This is a genomic window from Nonomuraea sp. NBC_00507 (genome assembly GCF_036013525.1).
GTDB lineage: Bacteria > Actinomycetota > Actinomycetes > Streptosporangiales > Streptosporangiaceae > Nonomuraea.
Genome location: NZ_CP107853.1, coordinates 28344 through 46057, shown reverse-complemented (window position 1 = coordinate 46057; position 17714 = coordinate 28344). Strand labels below are relative to the sequence as shown.

Genomic DNA, 17714 nt, shown 5'->3' with positions numbered 1-17714 from the left:
AGGCCTTGCGGCGTCCTGGCCTTGATTCAGGCGACGGCCTGGGTCCGGCGACGGCGACGGCCTGGGTCCAGCGCTGACCACGGACTTGGCCCAGGATGCGCTCCGTAACGGTGCTCAGCCACTGAAGGGCTCAGAGGCCGTGTTCCTGGAGGGCCCTGCTCATGGTCGCGCTCGCACGGGCTCCGCTGGTCACGCAAGCTGCCGCTCTCCGCCACAGGCTCGCCGCTCCGCCAGCCGAAGTGCGGTGGGTGGCGGCCCAGTCGGCGAAGCCGTACAAGATGGGGGTTTGAAAGCCCAGCCCTGTACGGCGTCGCGTGGAGGTGGCGTCGCGTGGAGATGGCGTCGCGTGGAGGTGGCGCGGCGTGGAGATGGCGCGGCGTGAAGATGGCGTCGCGCCGAGATGGCGGCGCGTGAAGATGGCGGCGCGTGAAGATGGCGGCGCGCGAAGAAGGCGGCGCGCGAAGATAAGGTTCGGGGATGCGTGTTTTGGTTAGTGGTGGGGCGGGTTATATCGGCAGCACGGTGGCCTCGGCGTGTCTGGATGCCGGAATCTCGCCCGTGATTCTCGACAGTCTCGTGACCGGGCGGCGGGAGTTCGCCGACGGGCGGGCGTTCTACGAGGGGGATATCAGCGACGGCCCGCTGATTGACAAGATATTTGCCGAAAACCCCGATATCGAGGCTGTCATCCATTGCGCGGCACTCATCGTCGTGCCCGACTCCGTGGCCGACCCCATCGGCTACTACCGCGCGAATGTGACAAAGAGCCTGGAGTTCGCCGACCATCTGCTCCGCAATGGCTGCACCCGGATGATCTTCAGCTCCTCCGCCTCGATCTACCGCACGGGCGAGGACCACACGGTAGACGAGGACTCCCCGCTCGACCCCATGAGCCCATATGCGCAGACCAAGGCGGTGTGCGAGGCCATGTTCGCCGACATCGCCGCCACCCGCCCCATCAAGATCCTCTCCTTGCGTTACTTCAACCCCATCGGCGCCGACCCGACGATGCGCACCGGCCTGCAACTGCGGCGCCCCAGCCACGCCCTCGGCAAGATGATCGAGGCGTACGAGGACCGGGTGCCCTTCCAGATCACCGGCACCGGCTACCCGACCAGGGACGGCACCGGCATTCGCGACTACGTCCACGTCTGGGACCTGGCTGCCGCGCATGTCGAGGCCCTGCGGCGATTCGACGATCTGACGGCAAGCGTGATCAACCTGGGCACCGGCGCGGGCACCACCGTCCGCGAGCTGGTCGAGGCGTTCAACCGCGTCGTCGACCGCCCGATCGAGGTCGTCGAGGCCCCTGCCCGCCCCGGCGACGTGGCCGGCGCCTACACCCGCAGCGACCGCGCCCGCAGCCTGCTCGGCTGGCAGGCCCGCTACTCCGTCGAGGAGGGCATCAGGCACTCGCTCGAATGGGCGCGCCTGCGCGAGTCGCGACTCGGATAGACCCTGGACCGGCGCGGCGTCTCGTCATACGATTCGTATACGAACTGTTCGTACACGAAAGAAAACATGGAAGAAGCTGAGGCGGCCCGCGAGGTGGCACGGCTCTACCCGGCGGTCTACCGGCGATTCAAGGCGTCGAGAAGGCCGATCGCGGCCGGGCTGACCGCCCGGATGCACGCTGTGCTCGGCCACCTGCTGGCTGCGGGGCCGCTCACGCTGAGCGAGCTGGCCGAGCACCTGCAGCTGTCCAAGGCCGCGACCACCGAGCTGGTCACCCGGGTCGAAGAACGCGGCCTGGTGGCCAGGATCAGGGACGAGCGCGATCGGCGGCGGGTGTTCGTCTGGGTCACCGAAGAGGGAAGGGCGGCCGCCGCGGCGGCGGCGCCGCGGGTGCTCGAGGACGACCTGCTGGCGCAGGCCGTGCGGACGATGACGCCGCAGGAACGCCAGGGGCTCGTGACCGGGCTCCGCGCGCTCCTGAGAGACGGAGAGGACGGGTCATGAGCTGCGAGAGCTGCGGAATGCCGATGGAGAGCGCCGAGGACCACGCGCCGGGCCGCCCCGGCAGCACCTGGTGCCGCTACTGCTCCAACACCGACGGGACGCTGCAGGACTTCGGCGAGCGGTTCGAGCGGATGGTGCAGTGGGAGGTCCAGCGCACGGGCCGGCCGAGGCCCGAGGCCGAGGAGGCCACCAGGGCCTACATGCGCACGATGCCCGCCTGGCGCGACCACCCGAGGCTGATGGCATGAGGATCCTGGGCGTCGACAATGTCCTGGTCGGCGTGGCCGACCTCGATCGGGCCAAGGAGTTCTACGGTGGCGTGCTGGGGCTGACGGAGAAGTTCTCGACAGGGGAGATGGCCCTCTACGCGATCGGGGAGGAGACCCCCGGCCTGCTGGTACGCGTCCAAGAGGCCGGTCCCGGCTCCATGCGCGTCTGGCTTGAGGTCCCCGACGCCCGCGCCGCGGCGGCCGAGCTGGGCGTGGAACCGTTCGAGGTGTTCACGGGCTGGACGGTGGAGCTGTCGGACCCATGGGGGAACGTCATCGGCCTCACCGACTACGCCAAGCAGCCGCACCTCTCCCGCCTGGCGACGGGAGAGGGCTGAGACGATCAGATAGCTGGATCAGCTGCCGACGCCGGCGAGCGAGTCCCAGATGACGGACGCGTCGTCCTCACCGTTCTCGAACTCGGTGGCGACCTCATCCGCCGGCGGCGCCTTGATCGACACGGCGGTGCCCCAGCCGGAGAACCTGGTGTCCACGCTCACGCTGCCCTTCCCGCCGGACAGGGCGGACATCGGGAAGGTCGACACCAGCCGGGTGGGCAGGCCGGCGGAGTTCACCGCGAGCCGCCAGCTGATCGTGCTCTTCAGGGCCTTCGCCGAGGGCTTGGAGAGCCCGGTGGCGCGGAACCACGGGGACACCTTCCACAGGTCGCCCACCGTGATCTTGCCGGCGTAGCCGCCACTGGCGGGCTTGGCGCTCTTGAACAGGGTCTTGAGCGTGGCGGGCTCGGCGAGGTTCACCGGCTGGCTGTAGATGCCGGTCACGCCACCGGTCGGGCCCTTGGGGTGCTTGAACCAGTTCTTGCCCTCGGGCAGCAGGGTCGCCCACATGCCTCCGGACAGGTATGACGTGGTGCCGACCCGGATCGTGCGTTCCGGTGAAGCCAGAGCCTTGAGCAGCTCCGGGGCGTCGTCCGCGTCCGCGCCCAGGTCCTTCAGGGAGATGTTGAACTTGCCGGTGCTGTCCGAGGCCGCGATGCCGGACTTGCTGAACTGCAGGGTACCGCTGCGCCGGACGAAGATTTTACGGTCCCCTTCGACGTCGAGGGTGGTCCGCTCGGTGAACTTGACTCCCTTGCCGGGAGCGAGGTGCTTCTTCACCGCGACGACGGGGTTCTTCGGTGCGGCGGCCATTGCGGGGGTCGCGGCGACCAGGGTGGCCGTGGTGGCTAACACCACGCCGGCGAGCATGCGCTTCATGCGGATTCCTTCGTTGAGGGGGATTACCGGTGCTTCCCGCCGAAACTTTCATGCCTCGGGGTGAAGCGAGGTAGGGAAAAGCTGGGTCGTGATCCTAGCGTTCCGGTACGCGTCGTGGATATCGGTAATCCTGCGCATACACGTAACGTCCCATGGCGATCACGGACGGGAATGGCCCTCGGTTTCCTTCGCATCGGATAACCGGGGGCCCCAGGAATCCTGGCCATTAAAGATCACGGTCATATATCGGCCCTCGGGCGCTCCGGCGGCGAATCGGTGCATTTCTCGTGCAGATCATCATCTGGGCACCCTTGCCGGAAGTGAGGCCGGAGGTGAGTCTTGGAAGTGAGATCAGCGTCACATAGTGGGAGAACCATGACCCGGTGACCTGGGCAGGTCAAGCTTGGGGCTAGGCTTCACTGGCGGAAACGCCCGGCACGCACGGGTTGCCCGGGCCGTCGAACATCAGTCGGATAAGCAAGGACGGACCCTCGTGGACCTGTTCGAACATCAGGCGAAGGAGCTCTTCGCTGACTACGGCATCCCGGTGCCGCGCGGCATCGTCGCCCACACGGTGGAGGAGGTGCGGGCGGCCGCTGAGCAGTTGACCGGCCGCGTCGTCGTCAAGGCCCAGGTCAAGACCGGTGGCCGGGGCAAGGCCGGAGGCGTGAAGGTGGCGGACGACGCCGCCGACGCCGTCGAGAAGGCCACCGCCATCCTGGGCATGGACATCAAGGGCCACACGGTCCACAAGGTGCTCGTGGAGGAGGCCAGCGCGATCGCGGAGGAATACTACTTCTCCTTCCTGCTCGACCGTGCGAACCGTACGTTCCTCGCGATCTGCTCCGCCGCCGGCGGTATGGACATCGAAGAGGTCGCCCACAGCGCCCCCGAGAAGGTCGCCAAGGTGCCGGTCTCGGCGCTGACCGGCATCGACCGGGCCAAGGCCCGCGAGATCGCGGTGGCCGGCGGGCTGCCGGAGAAGTCGCTCGACGGCGCCGCCGAGCTCATCGAGAAGCTCTGGTGCTGTTTCGTCGACGAGGACGCCACGCTCGTCGAGGTCAACCCCATGATCCTGTCGGCCGACGGCCAGGTGAAGGCGCTCGACGGCAAGGTCACGCTCGACGACAACGCCTCCTTCCGCCAGCAGGAGCACGAGGCGCTGGCCGACAAGGCCGCCGAGGACCCGCTCGAGGCCGCGGCCAAGGAGAAGGACCTCAACTACGTCAAGCTCGATGGCGACGTCGGCATCATCGGCAACGGCGCGGGCCTGGTCATGTCCACCCTCGACGTCGTGGCCTACGCCGGTGAGGCGTTCCCCGGCAAGCCGTCCCCCGCCAACTTCCTCGACATCGGTGGTGGCGCGTCGGCTGAGGTCATGGCCGCCGGCCTGGAGATCATCCTCTCCGACCCCGACGTGAAGTCGATTTTCGTGAACGTCTTCGGCGGCATCACCGCCTGCGACGCCGTCGCCAACGGCATCGTCTCGGCGTTCAAGCTGCTGGAGAGCCGGGGCGAGGCCGTGACCCACCCGCTGGTGGTCCGCCTCGACGGCAACAACGCCCAGCTCGGGCGACAGATCCTGGCCGACGCCGCGCTCCCGCGGGTCGAGCTGGTAGACACGATGGACGACGCGGCCAAGCGTGCCGCCGAGCTCGCTGCGGTAGGTGCGTAACTCATGGCCATCTGGTTGACCGAGAACAGCAAGATCATCGTTCAGGGCATGACCGGCGGGGAGGGCACCAAGCACACCCGCCGCATGCTCGCCTCCGGCGCCAAGGTCGTGGGCGGCGTCAACGCCCGCAAGGCCGGCACCGTTCACGAGGGCCTGCCCGTGTTCGGCACGGTCAAGGAGGCCATGGAGCAGACCGGCGCCGACGTGTCGGTCGTGTTCGTGCCTCCGGCGTTCACCAAGGACGCCGTCAAGGAGGCCATCGACGCCGAGATCCCGCTCGTCGTGGTGATCACCGAAGGCGTCCCGGTGCACGACAGCACAGAGTTCTGGGCCTACGCCGTCACCAAGGGCAACAAGACCCGCATCATCGGCCCCAACTGCCCCGGCATCGCCTCTCCCGGCGCCTCCAACGCCGGCATCATCCCCGCCGACATCACCACCGCCGGCCGCATCGGCCTGGTCTCGAAGTCCGGCACGCTGACCTACCAGCTCATGTACGAGCTGCGCGACTTCGGCTTCTCGACCGCGGTCGGCATCGGCGGCGACCCCGTCATCGGCACCACGCACATCGATGCGCTCCAGGCCTTCCAGGAGGACCCGGGCACCGACGCCATCGTGATGATCGGTGAGATCGGCGGCGACGCCGAGGAGCGGGCCGCGGCCTACATCGAGCAGCACGTGACCAAGCCCGTGGTCGCCTACGTGGCCGGCTTCACCGCGCCCGAGGGCAAGACGATGGGTCACGCGGGCGCCATCGTGTCCGGCTCGGCCGGCACCGCCCAAGCCAAGAAGGAAGCCTTGGAGAAGGTGGGCGTCCGCGTCGGCAAGACCCCGTCGGAAACGGCACGCCTCATGCGCGAGATCATGCAGGCTCGTTGATCATCGCCAAGAAGGCCCCGCGCGGCACACCGCGCGGGGCTTTCCCATGTGTGGACAGCGCAGATCGTCTGATGGGGGAGACGCCGCGTGGGGCACGAGGCGTCCGTCAGCCGCCCCGGTGAGCGGCCCACGATGCCAACGGAGACCCGTAGCGAATGCGACCATAAGCAGGGCGCGCCGCTCATCGCTCCAGTGACCGGGTTAGAAAGCGTCCCCCTGGACAGAGGGCGACCAACGACGGTGCTTGGGGCGGCCGCGTCGCAGCGTAAAAGATTGAATATTAATCCCCCGGCGCGTCAACCAAGCACTGGTTGGGAAAGGTTGAGAAAATCACCTACTGTGACGGCGATTATCGACCAGTTGCGCGCTGCCCCCCGGTCGGTGCTCGGCAAGCTCCCCCGGGTCCCTGGCGACGACGACGAGTCCAGGCGACCGCTGCCCGTGTCGGGCATGCTGGCCGCGGCATGCACGCTGGGCGTCGGCTTGGCCGCACTCACCACGCTCACGCTGGTCGGGTGGATCGCCGCCCCGCGCGGCACGCTGGGCTCCGGGCTGCCGGGTGTGTTCCGTACGGCGGCGCAGCTCTGGCTGGCCGCGCACCACGCCGGGTTCGCGATCCCCGGCGGGCGGGTCGGGTTGTTGCCACTCGGGCTGATCATGCTGCCGGCCGTGCTGCTCTATCGGGCGGGACGCTGGATGGCGCGCGATGCCGACCTGCGGCTCCGGCTGCCCGCGCGGCTGCCCAAGAACAGCCCGCGGGAGAAGGCCCAGGCCCGCCGCCGGGCCCAACTGGTGCTGGTGGTGCAGGCGGGAGTGTCGCTGGCGGCCCCGTACGCGCTGCTGGCCGGGCTGATCGCGCTCGTGGCGAGCAACGACATCACGCAGCCGTTCATCGGTGAGGCGTTGTTCAGCCATTTCGTGCTGGCGTTCCTGGCGGGGGCGCTGGCCACCGCGCGGATGATCGGGCCCTGGCGGGTGATGCTCCGGCTGTTGCCCGAGCGGGTGCGCGCGCTCACCGTCGGCACGGCGATGGCCACCGCGTTGTTGCTGGTGGCCGGGCTGGCACTGGTGCTGGTCGCTGTCGTGCTGAACTTCGACCAGGTCAGGGAGCTGTCCAGCGTCCTGTCGCCCGGGCTCGTGGGCGGGCTGCTCCTGGTGCTGCTCCAGTTGCTCTATCTGCTCAACGTCGTCATCTGGGCGTCCTCGTACATCGCCGGACCGGGGTTCGCCATCGGTGCGGACACTCTGGTCGCGCCCACGGGCGTGCAGCTCGGCACGGTGCCGAGCCTGCCGTTGCTGGGGGCGTTGCCGGAAAGCGGGCCGGTGCCGGCGTGGATGATGGCGGTGATCGCGCTGCCGTTCGCGGCGGGGGCCGTGGCGGGGGTGATGGTGGCCAGGATCTCGCCGTCGCCGTCGTATGAGGCGGCGCCGCTCTGGGGATTCCTCACCGGAGTGTCCACCGGGGTAGTGGCGGGGACGCTGGCGGCGCTGTCCGGTGGGCCCATCGGCGGCGGACGGCTGGCGGCGATCGGCCCCTCACCTTGGGAAGTGGCGTTGTCGGTAGCGCTCGAGGTCGGCGTGGCCGCGGGCATCTCCGCCGGCGTGACGAACCTGCTGCTGATCAACAAGCGGGCCCGCACGCCGCTCGACAAGGCGGCCGCCCCGGTACGCAAGGCGGGCGCGGCGATCGCCAAGGCGGCGAGCAAGGTGGGCTTGGCGGAGTCGGACCCGCGCCCGCTGCCCGGCCACTGGATGGACGCCACCGAGGCGGATACTCAGGAGATCCCGGTCATCAGGGACGACTGGCAGGACGAGCACGCCTCGGCGGCCGAGGAGACGCTGGCTCAAGCGCGTCCCCGCGTGGTGGAGACACGCCCGCCGCGTAACGACATCGTCGACGAGTCCGACGACCGCGGCGGTCATGTGATCTATCTCGATCCCTACGCTTGGGACAAAGACTGATCCGTTTTTCCTTTACGCTGCGACGTGGTTGCCCCACGCGCCGTCGAGGTTCCCTCTGTCCCAGGAGACGCTTGTTCCGGGAGACGATCTCCAACCCGATGAGCCTGGGCCGGAGAGAGCGAGGCTCGGTGCCAACGAAGGCCCGTAGCGAACGCGACCATGAACAGGGCGCGCCGCCGTGACGCCGCACAGTGGGTGCGCTGCCGGGTGGCGACGACCGGGAGAACCGACCGGCTCAGGGCTGCATGGCGCCCAGGAGTTCGAGGACGTCCGGGGGCAGCTTGCGCTCGGCCGCGTCTCGGAACTGGGTGAAGCACTCGCCCTGCGAGGACACCGTGCCAGCGCCCTTCATGCACTCCTGGTAGGCGGCGTATTCATCCATCAGGTAAAGCTGCATCCCCGTGGCCATGGCCGACAGCGCCAGCGCGATCGAGGAGATGGCGATGCCTCCCACGGCTATCCCCGTGGGCTTGCTCGCGGCTTTCAGCAGCGGCAGCGCCCGGATCCCGGCCGCCAGCGCGAACAGCGCCATGACCAGGCCGGCGAGCGGCAACATGAACGTCATGGCCAGCGCTGCGATGGACAACCAAATCGCTCGGCGACCCGCCGATTCGGCGGGCTGCTGGCCTGCCGGTGCCTGCACCGGTGTCGACACCTGACCTCCTCTGCGTCGCCGGGTGAGGAACAGATACCCTGGCAGCCCACCCTGTTTTCCTCTTGGAGAGTGCGCGTGTCTAAGGCTGGGCGGCTCGTCGTCCTCGTCTCCGGCTCTGGAACCAACCTACAGGCCCTGCTGGACGCTTCTGCCGACCCGTCGTACGGGGCTCGCGTGGTGGCGGTCGGCGCCGACAGGGAGGGGATCGAGGGGCTGGTCCGGGCCGCTAAGGCAGGCGTCCCGACTTTTGTCGAAAAATTGGGCAATTATCCGACAAGGGCGGATTGGGATCGCGCGATCGCGGCCAAGATCGCATCGTACGAACCCGACCTGGTGGTGTCGGCAGGCTTCATGAAGATTTTGGGTACGCCGACGCTCGAGGCCTTCCCCGTGCTCAACACCCACCCGGCGCTGCTGCCGTCCTTCCCCGGCGCGCATGGCGTGCGCGACGCGCTGGCCCACGGGGTCAAGGTCACCGGCTGCACGGTGATGCTGGCCGACGAGGGCATCGACACCGGGCCCATTGTCGCCCAGGAGGCGGTGCCCGTGCTTCCGGACGACGACGAGGCGGTCCTGCACGAGCGCATCAAGACCGTCGAGCGCCGTCTACTCGTCGAGATCGTCGGCCGGATGGCCCGCGAGGGCTGGACGGTCAGCGGACGCCATGTCCGCATCGGCAACCAATCAGGAGGGGAAACCACGTGACTCGCATCGCCATCCAGCGTGCGCTGATCGCTGTTTACGACAAGTCCGGGCTCGAGGAGCTGGCCAGGGCCCTCGACGGCGCTGGGGTGGAGATCGTCTCGACCGGCGGCACGGCCGCCGCGATCTCGTCGTACGGGATCCCGGTGACGAAGGTCGAGCAGCTGACCGGGTTCCCCGAGTGCCTCGACGGGCGGGTCAAGACGCTGCACCCGCGGGTGCATGCCGGGCTGCTGGCCGACGTCACCAAGCCGCACCACGTGACCCAGCTGCAGGAGTTGGAGATCGACCCGTTCCAGCTGGTCGTGGTCAACCTCTACCCGTTCCAGCAGACGGTGGCCTCCGGCGCCTCCGACGAGGAGTGCGTCGAGCAGATCGACATCGGCGGGCCCGCCATGATCCGCGGCGCCGCGAAGAACCACAACACCTGCGCCGTCGTGGTCGATCCCGGCTACTACGGCGACGTGCTCACGGCCCTGGCCGAGGGCGGCTTCACCCTGACCGAGCGGCGGCGGCTCGCGGGCATCGCGTACGCTCACACGGCCTCGTACGACGTGGCCGTGGCCAACTGGTTCGGGAGCGCGTACGAACAGGCAGAGTTCCCCGCCTTCACGGGGGCCGCGTACGAACGCAAGTCGACCCTCCGCTACGGCGAGAACCCGCACCAGCGTGCCGCGCTCTACACGGCCGGCGCCGGCGGGCTGGCCAACGCCGAGCAGCTGCACGGCAAGGAGATGTCCTACAACAACTACCTCGACGCCGATGCCGCGTGGCGGGCCGCCTGGGACTTCTCCGACCCGTGCGTGGCCATCATCAAGCACCAAAACCCGTGCGGCATCGCGATCGGCTCCGACGTGGCCGACGCGCACCGCAAGGCGCACGCCTGCGATCCGGTGTCGGCGTTCGGCGGGGTGATCGCCGTCAACCGGCCGGTCACGGTGGAGCTGGCCAGGCAGATCGCCGACGTGTTCACCGAGGTCGTCATCGCGCCCGCCTTCGACGCGGAGGCGCTGGAGGTGCTGCGCGAGAAGAAGAACCTGCGGCTGCTGGCCTGCGCGGAGGGGCCGGCGCAGCCGACCGAGTTCCGCAAGATCGACGGCGGGCTGCTGGTGCAGACCGTCGACCGGGTCGACGCGCCCGGCGATGCGGCGTCGCAGTGGGAGCTCAAGACCGGCGAGCCTGCTTCACCCGAGGTGCTGGCCGACCTGGAGTTCGCCTGGCGCGCCTGCCGCTCGGTGAAGTCCAACGCCATCCTGCTGGCCGGCGACGGCGCCACGGTCGGCGTAGGCATGGGGCAGGTCAACCGGGTGGACTCCTGCCGCCTGGCGGTCACCAGGGCAGGGGAGCGCGCGCCCGGCTCCGTGGCGGCCTCGGACGCCTTCTTCCCGTTCCCTGACGGGCTGGAGGTGCTGGCGGAGGCGGGCGTGAAGGCGATCGTCGAGCCCGGCGGCTCCATCCGGGACGACCTGGTCGTGGAGGCCGCGGAGAAGGCGGGTATCACCCTCTACTTCACTGGCACCCGCCACTTCTTCCACTGATCGTCCACTAAAGGGCGACATGAGCGATCATGTCGCCCTTTAGCGCGTTTGGGGGGGGCGAGCACGGGTCATGTCCGGTTAGCCTGAGTGCCTCCCCGCTGAGCCCATTCACACGGAGTTCTCCTTGCTCGATGCGATCCTGCAGGCGTTCGTCACCATGAACGGCTTCGCCACCAGCCCCGTCGTCCTCCTGGTGCTCGCCTTCGTCGGCGCCTACCTCGGCAGCCGAGTCGTCGAGATCATCCCGTTCACCCGCCGGATCATCGAGCGCAGAGAAGCCCAGGGCGCCGAACGCGACTAGCCCTGGTCATCGAGCCCGCCTCAGGGTGTGCCTCACGTGTGCGGTGGATGCAGCCGCCAGGCCAGCTTGGCGGCGCCGGCCAGGCTCGCACGCACGCCCAGGATGCTCTGCCTGACCTGGACCGCCCGGACAAAGGGCAGGCCGGCCACGTCGTCGAGCGCCCGCTGCAACGGCTCGAACAGCACCTTGCCCGCGGCCGACACACCGCCGCCGACCACCACGGTCTGGACCTCTGCCGCGGCCGCGGTGGACGCGATCATAGCGGCCAGCGCTCTGGCGCCGCGCTCGAACGCGGCGAGCGCGATCGCATCCCCCGCCGCGGCGTCCCGCGCCAGGGCCCGCGCGTCCGCCTTCACCTCGGTACGACCGGCCCCCGCTGAGCCGGCAGTCCCCGCTGGGCCGACAGGCTCTGCTGGGCCGATGGGCTCTGCTGGGCCGACAGGCTCTGGTGGGCCTGCGGGCTGTGCGGCGCCGGCGATCTCTTTGGTGCTGGCGGTCTCAACGGTGCCGGCCTGATCGGTGCGAGTGGCGGCGGCGGGGTCGGGTGACGACGGGCTGGGTGACCAGCCGTTCTCCAGAGCCCAGCGGGCAAGGTTGGGGCCGCTGGAGTAGCGCTCCACGCATCCGCGGCCACCGCATTCGCAGCGTTCCCCGTAGGGGTCGATGCTCATATGCCCGACATGTCCGGCGTTACCGGTCGGGCCCAGGAGCGGGGCGCCGTCGAGCACGATGCCGCCCCCGATGCCGGTGGACACGACGATGCCGAGCAAGGACGGACTGTCGCGCCCCGCACCCAGCCAATGCTCCCCGAGCGCGAAGCATTGTGCGTCGCCCGCCAGCACGGTGGGCAGCCCCGTGAGCTTCTGTACCTCCTCGCGCAGTGGGAAGCCGCGCCAGTTGGCGATGTTGACCGGGCTCACGGTGCCGGTGGCGAGGTCCAGCGGGCCCGCACAGCCGATCCCGGCGGCCACCGGTTGCGGGCCGCTCTCGGTCACCTCCGTGATGAGAGCCGCCAGGGCGGACATGACGTCCGTACGCGGCGTGGGCCGGGTAGCGGAGCACAAGACGGAACCGGCCTCGTCCACCAGCGCGGCGGCGAGCTTGGTTCCTCCGATATCAATGGCAAGTACGCAGGTCATCAATGTTTGTGGTGGTTGTCGGGCTGGCGAGGGTCGCCAGGGTGTTCCAGTCCGGGCACTAGCTTGACCTTCTCGGCACGCAGCTCATCGAGCCGGCGGGCGAAGGCCCTCCGCCGCGCGGCCTCCAGCAAACGATCCGCCGGCAGGGCGGAGGCGCTGTAGTGGCGTGGAGGGCCGGGGGATCCAGGAGATGGGGAGATTCCTTGCTCTGGCGTCGGGGCGACTCCTTGTCCGTGTGCGGAGGTGACAGCTGGATGATCGGGGCCGGATGAGGCGGGGACGGCTGGTTGATCGGGGCCGGGTGAGGCGAGAACGGCTGGGTGATCAGGGCCGGGTGAGGCGGGGACGGCTGGTTGATCGGGGCCGGGTGAGGCGAGAACGGCTGGGTGATCAGGGCCGGGTGAGGCGGGGACGGCTGGATGATCGGGGCCGGGTGAGGTGGGGACGGCTGTGGCCAGGTGCCAGCCCAGGGCGTCCTCGACCGGGCCTACGAGCGTGCCGTACGGCCGGTGCTTGATCGCCTCGGCGATCGCGGCCGGCAGCGAGTCGAGGCTCACGGCGCCGAGGGGTTCGAGGTCGTCCGGTCCCGCCTGCTCGGCGCTCGTCCTGTCGGCGAACAGACGGTGGTGGACAACGTGCCTGGGGGAGCGTTGGGGGGACGTGCGGGCTCGCCACTGCGATGGGATCTCTGCCATGGCGGTGACGTGCTCGAACAGGGCGCGCACCCACGGGCTGCCGTTGTAGGCGGCGGCGTTGATCGAGCCCAGCTCGACGGCCGCCACCCGATCGAGCGGCCCGCCCTCCACGGGAGCAAGGCCCAGGCCTCTGGCGGCGGTCTCGCACAGGGCTTCGGTGAGGATGACCTGGGTCAGCCACCGGGCCAGCTGGCGGTCTTCAGAACTGCCTGGAACGGGCAGCGCCGCGCTGAGCGGGCCGTCGCGTAGGCCGGCGAGGCGCCGGTCGAGGTGCTCACGTGGGATCGGCCGGTCATCGACCCAGCCGATGACACCCTCCGGTCCCGGTGCGGTGGCGCGGGGTCCAAGAGCGGCGTGCGCCGGCGCCGCTGGGCGGTGATGGACGTGATGGCTCATCGGGGCACCTCGCGGCGGGCTGCCCGGCCGTGGTGGCGATCGACCGTCACTAGGGCACCATCCTTACTGCGAGGCCCGCCTAGGGGTCTCATCGGGTCACCTCCAGGCGGATCGCCGGGGAGTATTGGCAACGGCCGTACCACATGACCTTGGCGAGTGCCCAGGCATGCCCGTCTGGTGCGTCCGCGGGCACCTCCACCGGGAACGACACCTCCGCTGTTTCGCCGGCCGCCACGGTGAAGCCCTGGATGACCCGGGGGAGCAGGGTCCACGTGCCCCAGGGTGATGCCAGCTGGGATTCACCGCGGACCTCGTCTGCCGTGGTGTTGGTGAGTCGGAGGACGAGGGCGGTGCGGTCGCCGGGATGGAGGGAGAGGACGTCCGTGACCGGGCTGACCGAGAGGCCGGTCGGGCGGGCCTCGGGCGAACTGGTCCCCTTGACGGCGGTGCCCGAGGCCAGGGGCAGGCCCGGGACGGGGAGTTCGGGGGCGTCGCCCACGGCCACGGTGGCGACGTCCTCGATGAGCTGGCCGGCGACGAAGGTGCGGGCGGAGATGAAGTGCAGGCCCGTGTCCGTCTGCGGCGGCGTCACGGTGACCGGGAAACGTACGTGGCCACCAGGGGACAGGCGGAAGGGCCGTTGGACCGGGGTGGCGATCCAGCCGGGCGGGACCCGGAGATCGACCACGCCTTCGTGGGGCTCCTCGGTCAGGTGGGAGGAGACCACGACCTCCAGCTCAAAGGGGCCCTCTGGTGAGGTGACGAGGCCGGGGCCGACGGCGATGGAGATCGGGAGGTAGCCAAGCGGCGCCGGGCCCTTGTTGTGCAGCCAGTAGCGGCTGTAGACGGGCTGGGCCTGCTCGGTCGTGGGTCCGAGCTCGGGCCGTGCCGGTGGGGGCGGGGCGCTGGCCAGGAAGGTCGCGACCTCGAAGCCGGTCATGGTGAGGTCGAAGGCCGGTGCGCCGGGACGTTCCAGCAGATCCGCATGGGTGAGGTCGGTCAGCGGGAGGATCGGGGAGTCGATCTCGACCTGGGCGCCCAGGCCGGTCGATTCGATCAAGCGGATGGTCACGCCACGGTCGGGCTCGGCGGTGCGGCCGTGGGCGTGCGGGTTGCCGGTCGCCTTGATGGTGCTCACGAGCACGTCGCGGGGCGGCGAGAGTGTGAGGAGCGAGTGGGCCGGCGGGAGCTCGCCGTCCTGGGCGTTCAGCGTGCGGGGCAGGAGCGGGGTGATGTGCTCCTGGCCTGCGGCGGGCAGGCGCAGGGCGCGCCAGTCGCCGTCGCCGGCGACCAGTGCGTAGGAGAACTCGTGGGTCCAGTGCTGGAGCTGGAATCCCGAGCCGTCGGGGGTCGTGCGGTGGGGCGGATCCAGCCAGATGCCCGAGGGCCAGCCCGTGCAGGAACGCATCAGCGACAGGTGCAGAGCCCCGTCCGGGTCGACGGCGAAGCCGGGCAGGCCGTACGTCAGCAGCGCGACCGTCCGGTCCTCCAGGCGCTCCGCCCCCAGCGGGCACACGGCGTCGATCGTGGCGTCGGCCAGATCGACCACCAGGTCCGCGATGGGACCGGCGACGATCAGGGCGGGCAGGGCACGGAGGTCACGCAGGTCGGCGCTCGGCTGCCAGACCTCCGCCAGCGGGCGTTCTGCGGGGACCCACACGCGGGGCGCGCCCGACTTCAGGGCATCCAGATAGACCGGGTCGGCCTGGGCGAGTAGATCGGCGGCCACGGGGTTGGTGTCGGGGCCGCCCACGATGATGCGTACGTCCGGGAGGTTCGAGTCGACGTCCAGCCAGCCGTATCGGGTGCCGGAGGCCGATGACGTGGTGGCGGTCACGCCCGCGCGGGCCAGCGCGACCACCAGGTCGCGGGCCTCCGGGGCGTCGGCGAGCGTAGGCACCACGACCTCGGCCACGCCCAGCGCCCGCGCGCCGGCCTCGCCGAGATCGACCTTGGCGGTGGCGGACAGGCCGAACCACGTGTTGGCCGGGTTGTCGAGCGTCCATGGATGCTCGGCCGTGTCCACGTCGGGGAGCGCGAAACCGCGGCCCACCACGGCGCCCGACACGTCCGACACCGGCAGCGCGCCTTCGACCCGCGCGGGGAAACGGACGCGGAGCAGGCGGTCGGCGCCGGTGTGATCGAGCACGCGGGTGGTGAAGTCGATGCGGTCGGAGCCGGTGAGCAGGGTGACGGTCTGCTCGTACGAGATCTCCCCCACTTCACCGGTGACGATCAGGCGCCGGCCGATCGCGCTCGTCTCCGTGCGGGCGCTCATCGCCCGGGTGCCGGCCGAGCCCACGGCGTGGCCTGTGGGGATGAGGTGCCAGGGGCCCTCGCCCATGTCAGGGTGCTGGGGGTATTCGTGGTAGAGGCGCAACTCGTTGCCGAGCCCGGACAGCAGCTCCTGGCCCGAGGCCCGGTCGAGGATCGAGGTCAGGCCGCCGCCTTGGGAGGGGTCGGCGGTGATGCGCCAGCGGTCATTCTCGATCGTGATGGCGCCGTGCGCCGGTGCGGGCTGCCAGGTGGTGGGGGAGCCGGGAACCATCCGGTAAGTGCGCCAGCCCAGCGAGGGAACGTCCTGGGCCAGGAAGGTCACCGTGCCGTCCTCCACCACGGCCGGCACGCCGGCCACCGTGTGACCGGCAGGCAGGCGCACGCGTGCCAGCCCGTCACGGGCGAACGGCAGCGTGTTCGTGACCACCACGCTCGGCGCGTCCACCGCGATCTGACCGGTCAGGGCGTCCAGGGCGGTGTCCCTGGCGGCCGTGGCCAGGTCGTAGGCCTCCCTCCAGCCGGTCAGCAGGTCGATGTAGACCTGATCGGACTCCGAGCCCGTGATCGCGTCGTGGTGCGCGCCGTAGGCCAGCTGCCGCCACACCTTGTCCAGTGCCGTGTGCGGGTAGCGGCCGAGGCCGAGCGCCTGCGCGAACGCCGACAGCCGCTCGGCGTCGAGCGCGGCCACCTCGGCGGCGCGCTGCGCCTGCTTGGTGTCGATGTAGGAGACGTCCTTGCCGGTGTAGATGGGGTTCATATCGCGGGTTTGGGGGCTGAAATGCGACATGTCGGCGCGGACGGCGTTCAGGAAGTCCCGTGGGGTGGCGCACACGAACCTCGGCCACACATAGCGGGCCGCCCACGTGCGGTGGACGTCGGTGACCCACTTGTTGGGCGGTGTGTAGTCGGTGCCCACGGGGAGCAGGACGTGCTTCGTCGCGGCCACGGGCTTGAGGGACCGGTAGAGGTCGTAGACCGCCTGGCAGGCGTCCTCCAGCGTGGGCGCGGAGTCCATCCACCAGCCCGCCGAGTAGTGGGCGGGCATGTAGTGGGTGAGCACGCCCTGCCCGGATGGCGAGATCCACTCGAACTCGCTCGGGAACTGCATCATGGCCGCGTCGTTCTTGGCCTGCTGGAAGTTCTTGTGGATCGGCCCCCACTGGTGGAACGGCCCGCGCGCCCACGCGCTGCCGGTCAGCCCCGCCGCCGCCAGATAACCGGGGAACTGCGGGTCGTGCCCGAACACGTCCAGCTGCCACGCCGTGCGCGGATCGCCGCCCAGGATGTCGCGCTGGTAGCCGATCCCGTAGACGAGGTTGCGGATGGTGCTCTCGGCGCCGGTCAGATTGGTGTTGGGCTCGTTGTAGGTGCCGCCGATCAGCTCGGCCCGCCCCTCGGCCATGAGGGCGCGCAGATCGGCCCGTCGTTCGGGATGGGTGTCGAAGAACGGCTTGAGATAGTCGACCTCGGCCAGCACGAAACGGTAGTCGGGGTCACGCAGTGCCAGCTCGATGTGCGCCTCGACCAGCGCGAACGCGTTTCGCTCCCAGAGGGGTCTGGTGGTGGCGTCGGCGGAGAGCAGCTCCCACGGGCTGGTGTAGGCCGCCTGGGTGTTCCACCACACGGGGTCGTAGTGGAAGTGGGACACCATGTGCATCGTCCAGCCCGGCTCCTCGGCCGTGACCGTGATCTCCAGGGACTCCTCGCCCAGCGTCAGCACGCACGGCAGGGCGGCGCCGGGCGGTGCCGTCATGGTCAGGGGAATCTCCAGGACGCCGGAGGCGGTGGCGGGCACGGTCACCGGCTCGGCCAGCCGCACGCCCTCGCCGCGCAGCTCCAGGGGCGTGTCGCGCTCTCCCTGGGCGACGGTGACGCGGAGCACCTGGTGCGGCTCGGCCTCGGAGCCTACGAAGAGGTCGGTCGACTCGGCGGACAACAGGCGGACAGGCAAGGGGGACCTCCGTGGACAGCGTGATGCTGGCGCCCGTAACACTAGGCCCTTCGAAGATCAATGACAACGATGTCAAAGACTGTCTGTGGATAACCTGTG

15 protein-coding genes are annotated in these 17714 nt (G+C 69.8%); 10 read left to right on the top strand and 5 right to left on the bottom strand.

Annotated features, from left to right (window positions below):
• The first annotated feature begins 477 nt into the window (after positions 1–477).
• The 4 genes from galE to OHA25_RS00185 all read left to right on the top strand — a co-directional run bounded on the left by galE (position 478) and on the right by OHA25_RS00185 (position 2566).
• Positions 478–1455 carry a UDP-glucose 4-epimerase GalE gene (galE, locus tag OHA25_RS00200; RefSeq protein ID WP_327585647.1) on the top strand — a complete coding sequence of 326 codons (978 nt, stop codon included), beginning with the start codon at positions 478–480 and terminating at the stop codon, positions 1453–1455.
• A 66-nt stretch (positions 1456–1521) separates the two neighbouring features.
• Entirely contained in the window at positions 1522–1959 is a 438-nt protein-coding gene (locus tag OHA25_RS00195) for a MarR family winged helix-turn-helix transcriptional regulator (RefSeq protein ID WP_305920113.1), read from the top strand.
• Entirely contained in the window at positions 1956–2207 is a 252-nt protein-coding gene (locus tag OHA25_RS00190) for a zinc ribbon domain-containing protein (RefSeq protein ID WP_327585646.1), read from the top strand. Before OHA25_RS00195 ends, OHA25_RS00190 begins: the two co-directional genes overlap by 4 nt.
• On the top strand, positions 2204–2566 hold the full coding sequence (locus OHA25_RS00185) for a VOC family protein (RefSeq protein ID WP_327585645.1): 363 nt from the start codon (positions 2204–2206) through the stop codon (positions 2564–2566). Before OHA25_RS00190 ends, OHA25_RS00185 begins: the two co-directional genes overlap by 4 nt.
• An 18-nt stretch (positions 2567–2584) precedes the next feature.
• Here OHA25_RS00185 and OHA25_RS00180 read toward each other — a convergent pair whose 3' ends face one another.
• Positions 2585–3445 (bottom strand): hypothetical protein, encoded by an 861-nt coding sequence (locus OHA25_RS00180; protein WP_327585644.1) that lies wholly within the window; start codon positions 3443–3445, stop codon positions 2585–2587.
• A gap of 493 nt (positions 3446–3938) precedes the next feature.
• Between OHA25_RS00180 and sucC the strand changes: the two genes are divergently transcribed.
• The 3 genes from sucC to OHA25_RS00165 all read left to right on the top strand — a co-directional run bounded on the left by sucC (position 3939) and on the right by OHA25_RS00165 (position 7961).
• Positions 3939–5120, top strand: coding sequence for an ADP-forming succinate--CoA ligase subunit beta (gene sucC, locus OHA25_RS00175; protein WP_327585643.1), 1182 nt, complete (start codon positions 3939–3941; stop codon positions 5118–5120).
• Between the two features lie 3 nt (positions 5121–5123).
• Entirely contained in the window at positions 5124–5999 is an 876-nt protein-coding gene (gene sucD, locus OHA25_RS00170) for a succinate--CoA ligase subunit alpha (protein ID WP_327585642.1), read from the top strand.
• A 339-nt stretch (positions 6000–6338) separates the two neighbouring features.
• A complete protein-coding gene (locus tag OHA25_RS00165) occupies positions 6339–7961 on the top strand; it encodes a cell division protein PerM (RefSeq protein ID WP_327585641.1) in 1623 nt (540 codons plus the stop codon).
• A gap of 235 nt (positions 7962–8196) precedes the next feature.
• Here OHA25_RS00165 and OHA25_RS00160 read toward each other — a convergent pair whose 3' ends face one another.
• Positions 8197–8616: a hypothetical protein gene (locus OHA25_RS00160; RefSeq protein WP_305920120.1), complete on the bottom strand. Its 420-nt coding sequence runs from the start codon at positions 8614–8616 to the stop codon at positions 8197–8199.
• Between the two features lie 75 nt (positions 8617–8691).
• Between OHA25_RS00160 and purN the strand changes: the two genes are divergently transcribed.
• The 3 genes from purN (at position 8692) to OHA25_RS00145 (ending at position 11157) form a co-directional block, all read left to right on the top strand.
• Positions 8692–9321: a phosphoribosylglycinamide formyltransferase gene (purN, locus tag OHA25_RS00155; protein ID WP_327585640.1), complete on the top strand. Its 630-nt coding sequence runs from the start codon at positions 8692–8694 to the stop codon at positions 9319–9321.
• Complete coding sequence (purH, locus tag OHA25_RS00150) at positions 9318–10856, top strand: bifunctional phosphoribosylaminoimidazolecarboxamide formyltransferase/IMP cyclohydrolase (protein ID WP_327585639.1); 1539 nt, start codon at positions 9318–9320, stop codon at positions 10854–10856. Before purN ends, purH begins: the two co-directional genes overlap by 4 nt.
• Positions 10857–10980: 124 nt before the next feature.
• Positions 10981–11157 (top strand): hypothetical protein, encoded by a 177-nt coding sequence (locus OHA25_RS00145; protein ID WP_305920123.1) that lies wholly within the window; start codon positions 10981–10983, stop codon positions 11155–11157.
• Positions 11158–11189: 32 nt separating this feature from the next.
• On the opposite strand, the gene OHA25_RS00140 is transcribed toward OHA25_RS00145, so the two are convergent.
• The 3 genes from OHA25_RS00140 to OHA25_RS00130 all read right to left on the bottom strand — a co-directional run bounded on the left by OHA25_RS00140 (position 11190) and on the right by OHA25_RS00130 (position 17615).
• Positions 11190–12296: an ROK family protein gene (locus OHA25_RS00140; protein WP_327585638.1), complete on the bottom strand. Its 1107-nt coding sequence runs from the start codon at positions 12294–12296 to the stop codon at positions 11190–11192.
• Entirely contained in the window at positions 12296–13387 is a 1092-nt protein-coding gene (locus OHA25_RS00135) for a DUF7158 domain-containing protein (RefSeq protein ID WP_327585637.1), read from the bottom strand. Before OHA25_RS00135 ends, OHA25_RS00140 begins: the two co-directional genes overlap by 1 nt.
• Positions 13388–13475: 88 nt before the next feature.
• On the bottom strand, positions 13476–17615 hold the full coding sequence (locus OHA25_RS00130; protein ID WP_327585636.1) for an NEW3 domain-containing protein: 4140 nt from the start codon (positions 17613–17615) through the stop codon (positions 13476–13478).
• Between the last annotated feature and the right edge of the window lie 99 nt (positions 17616–17714).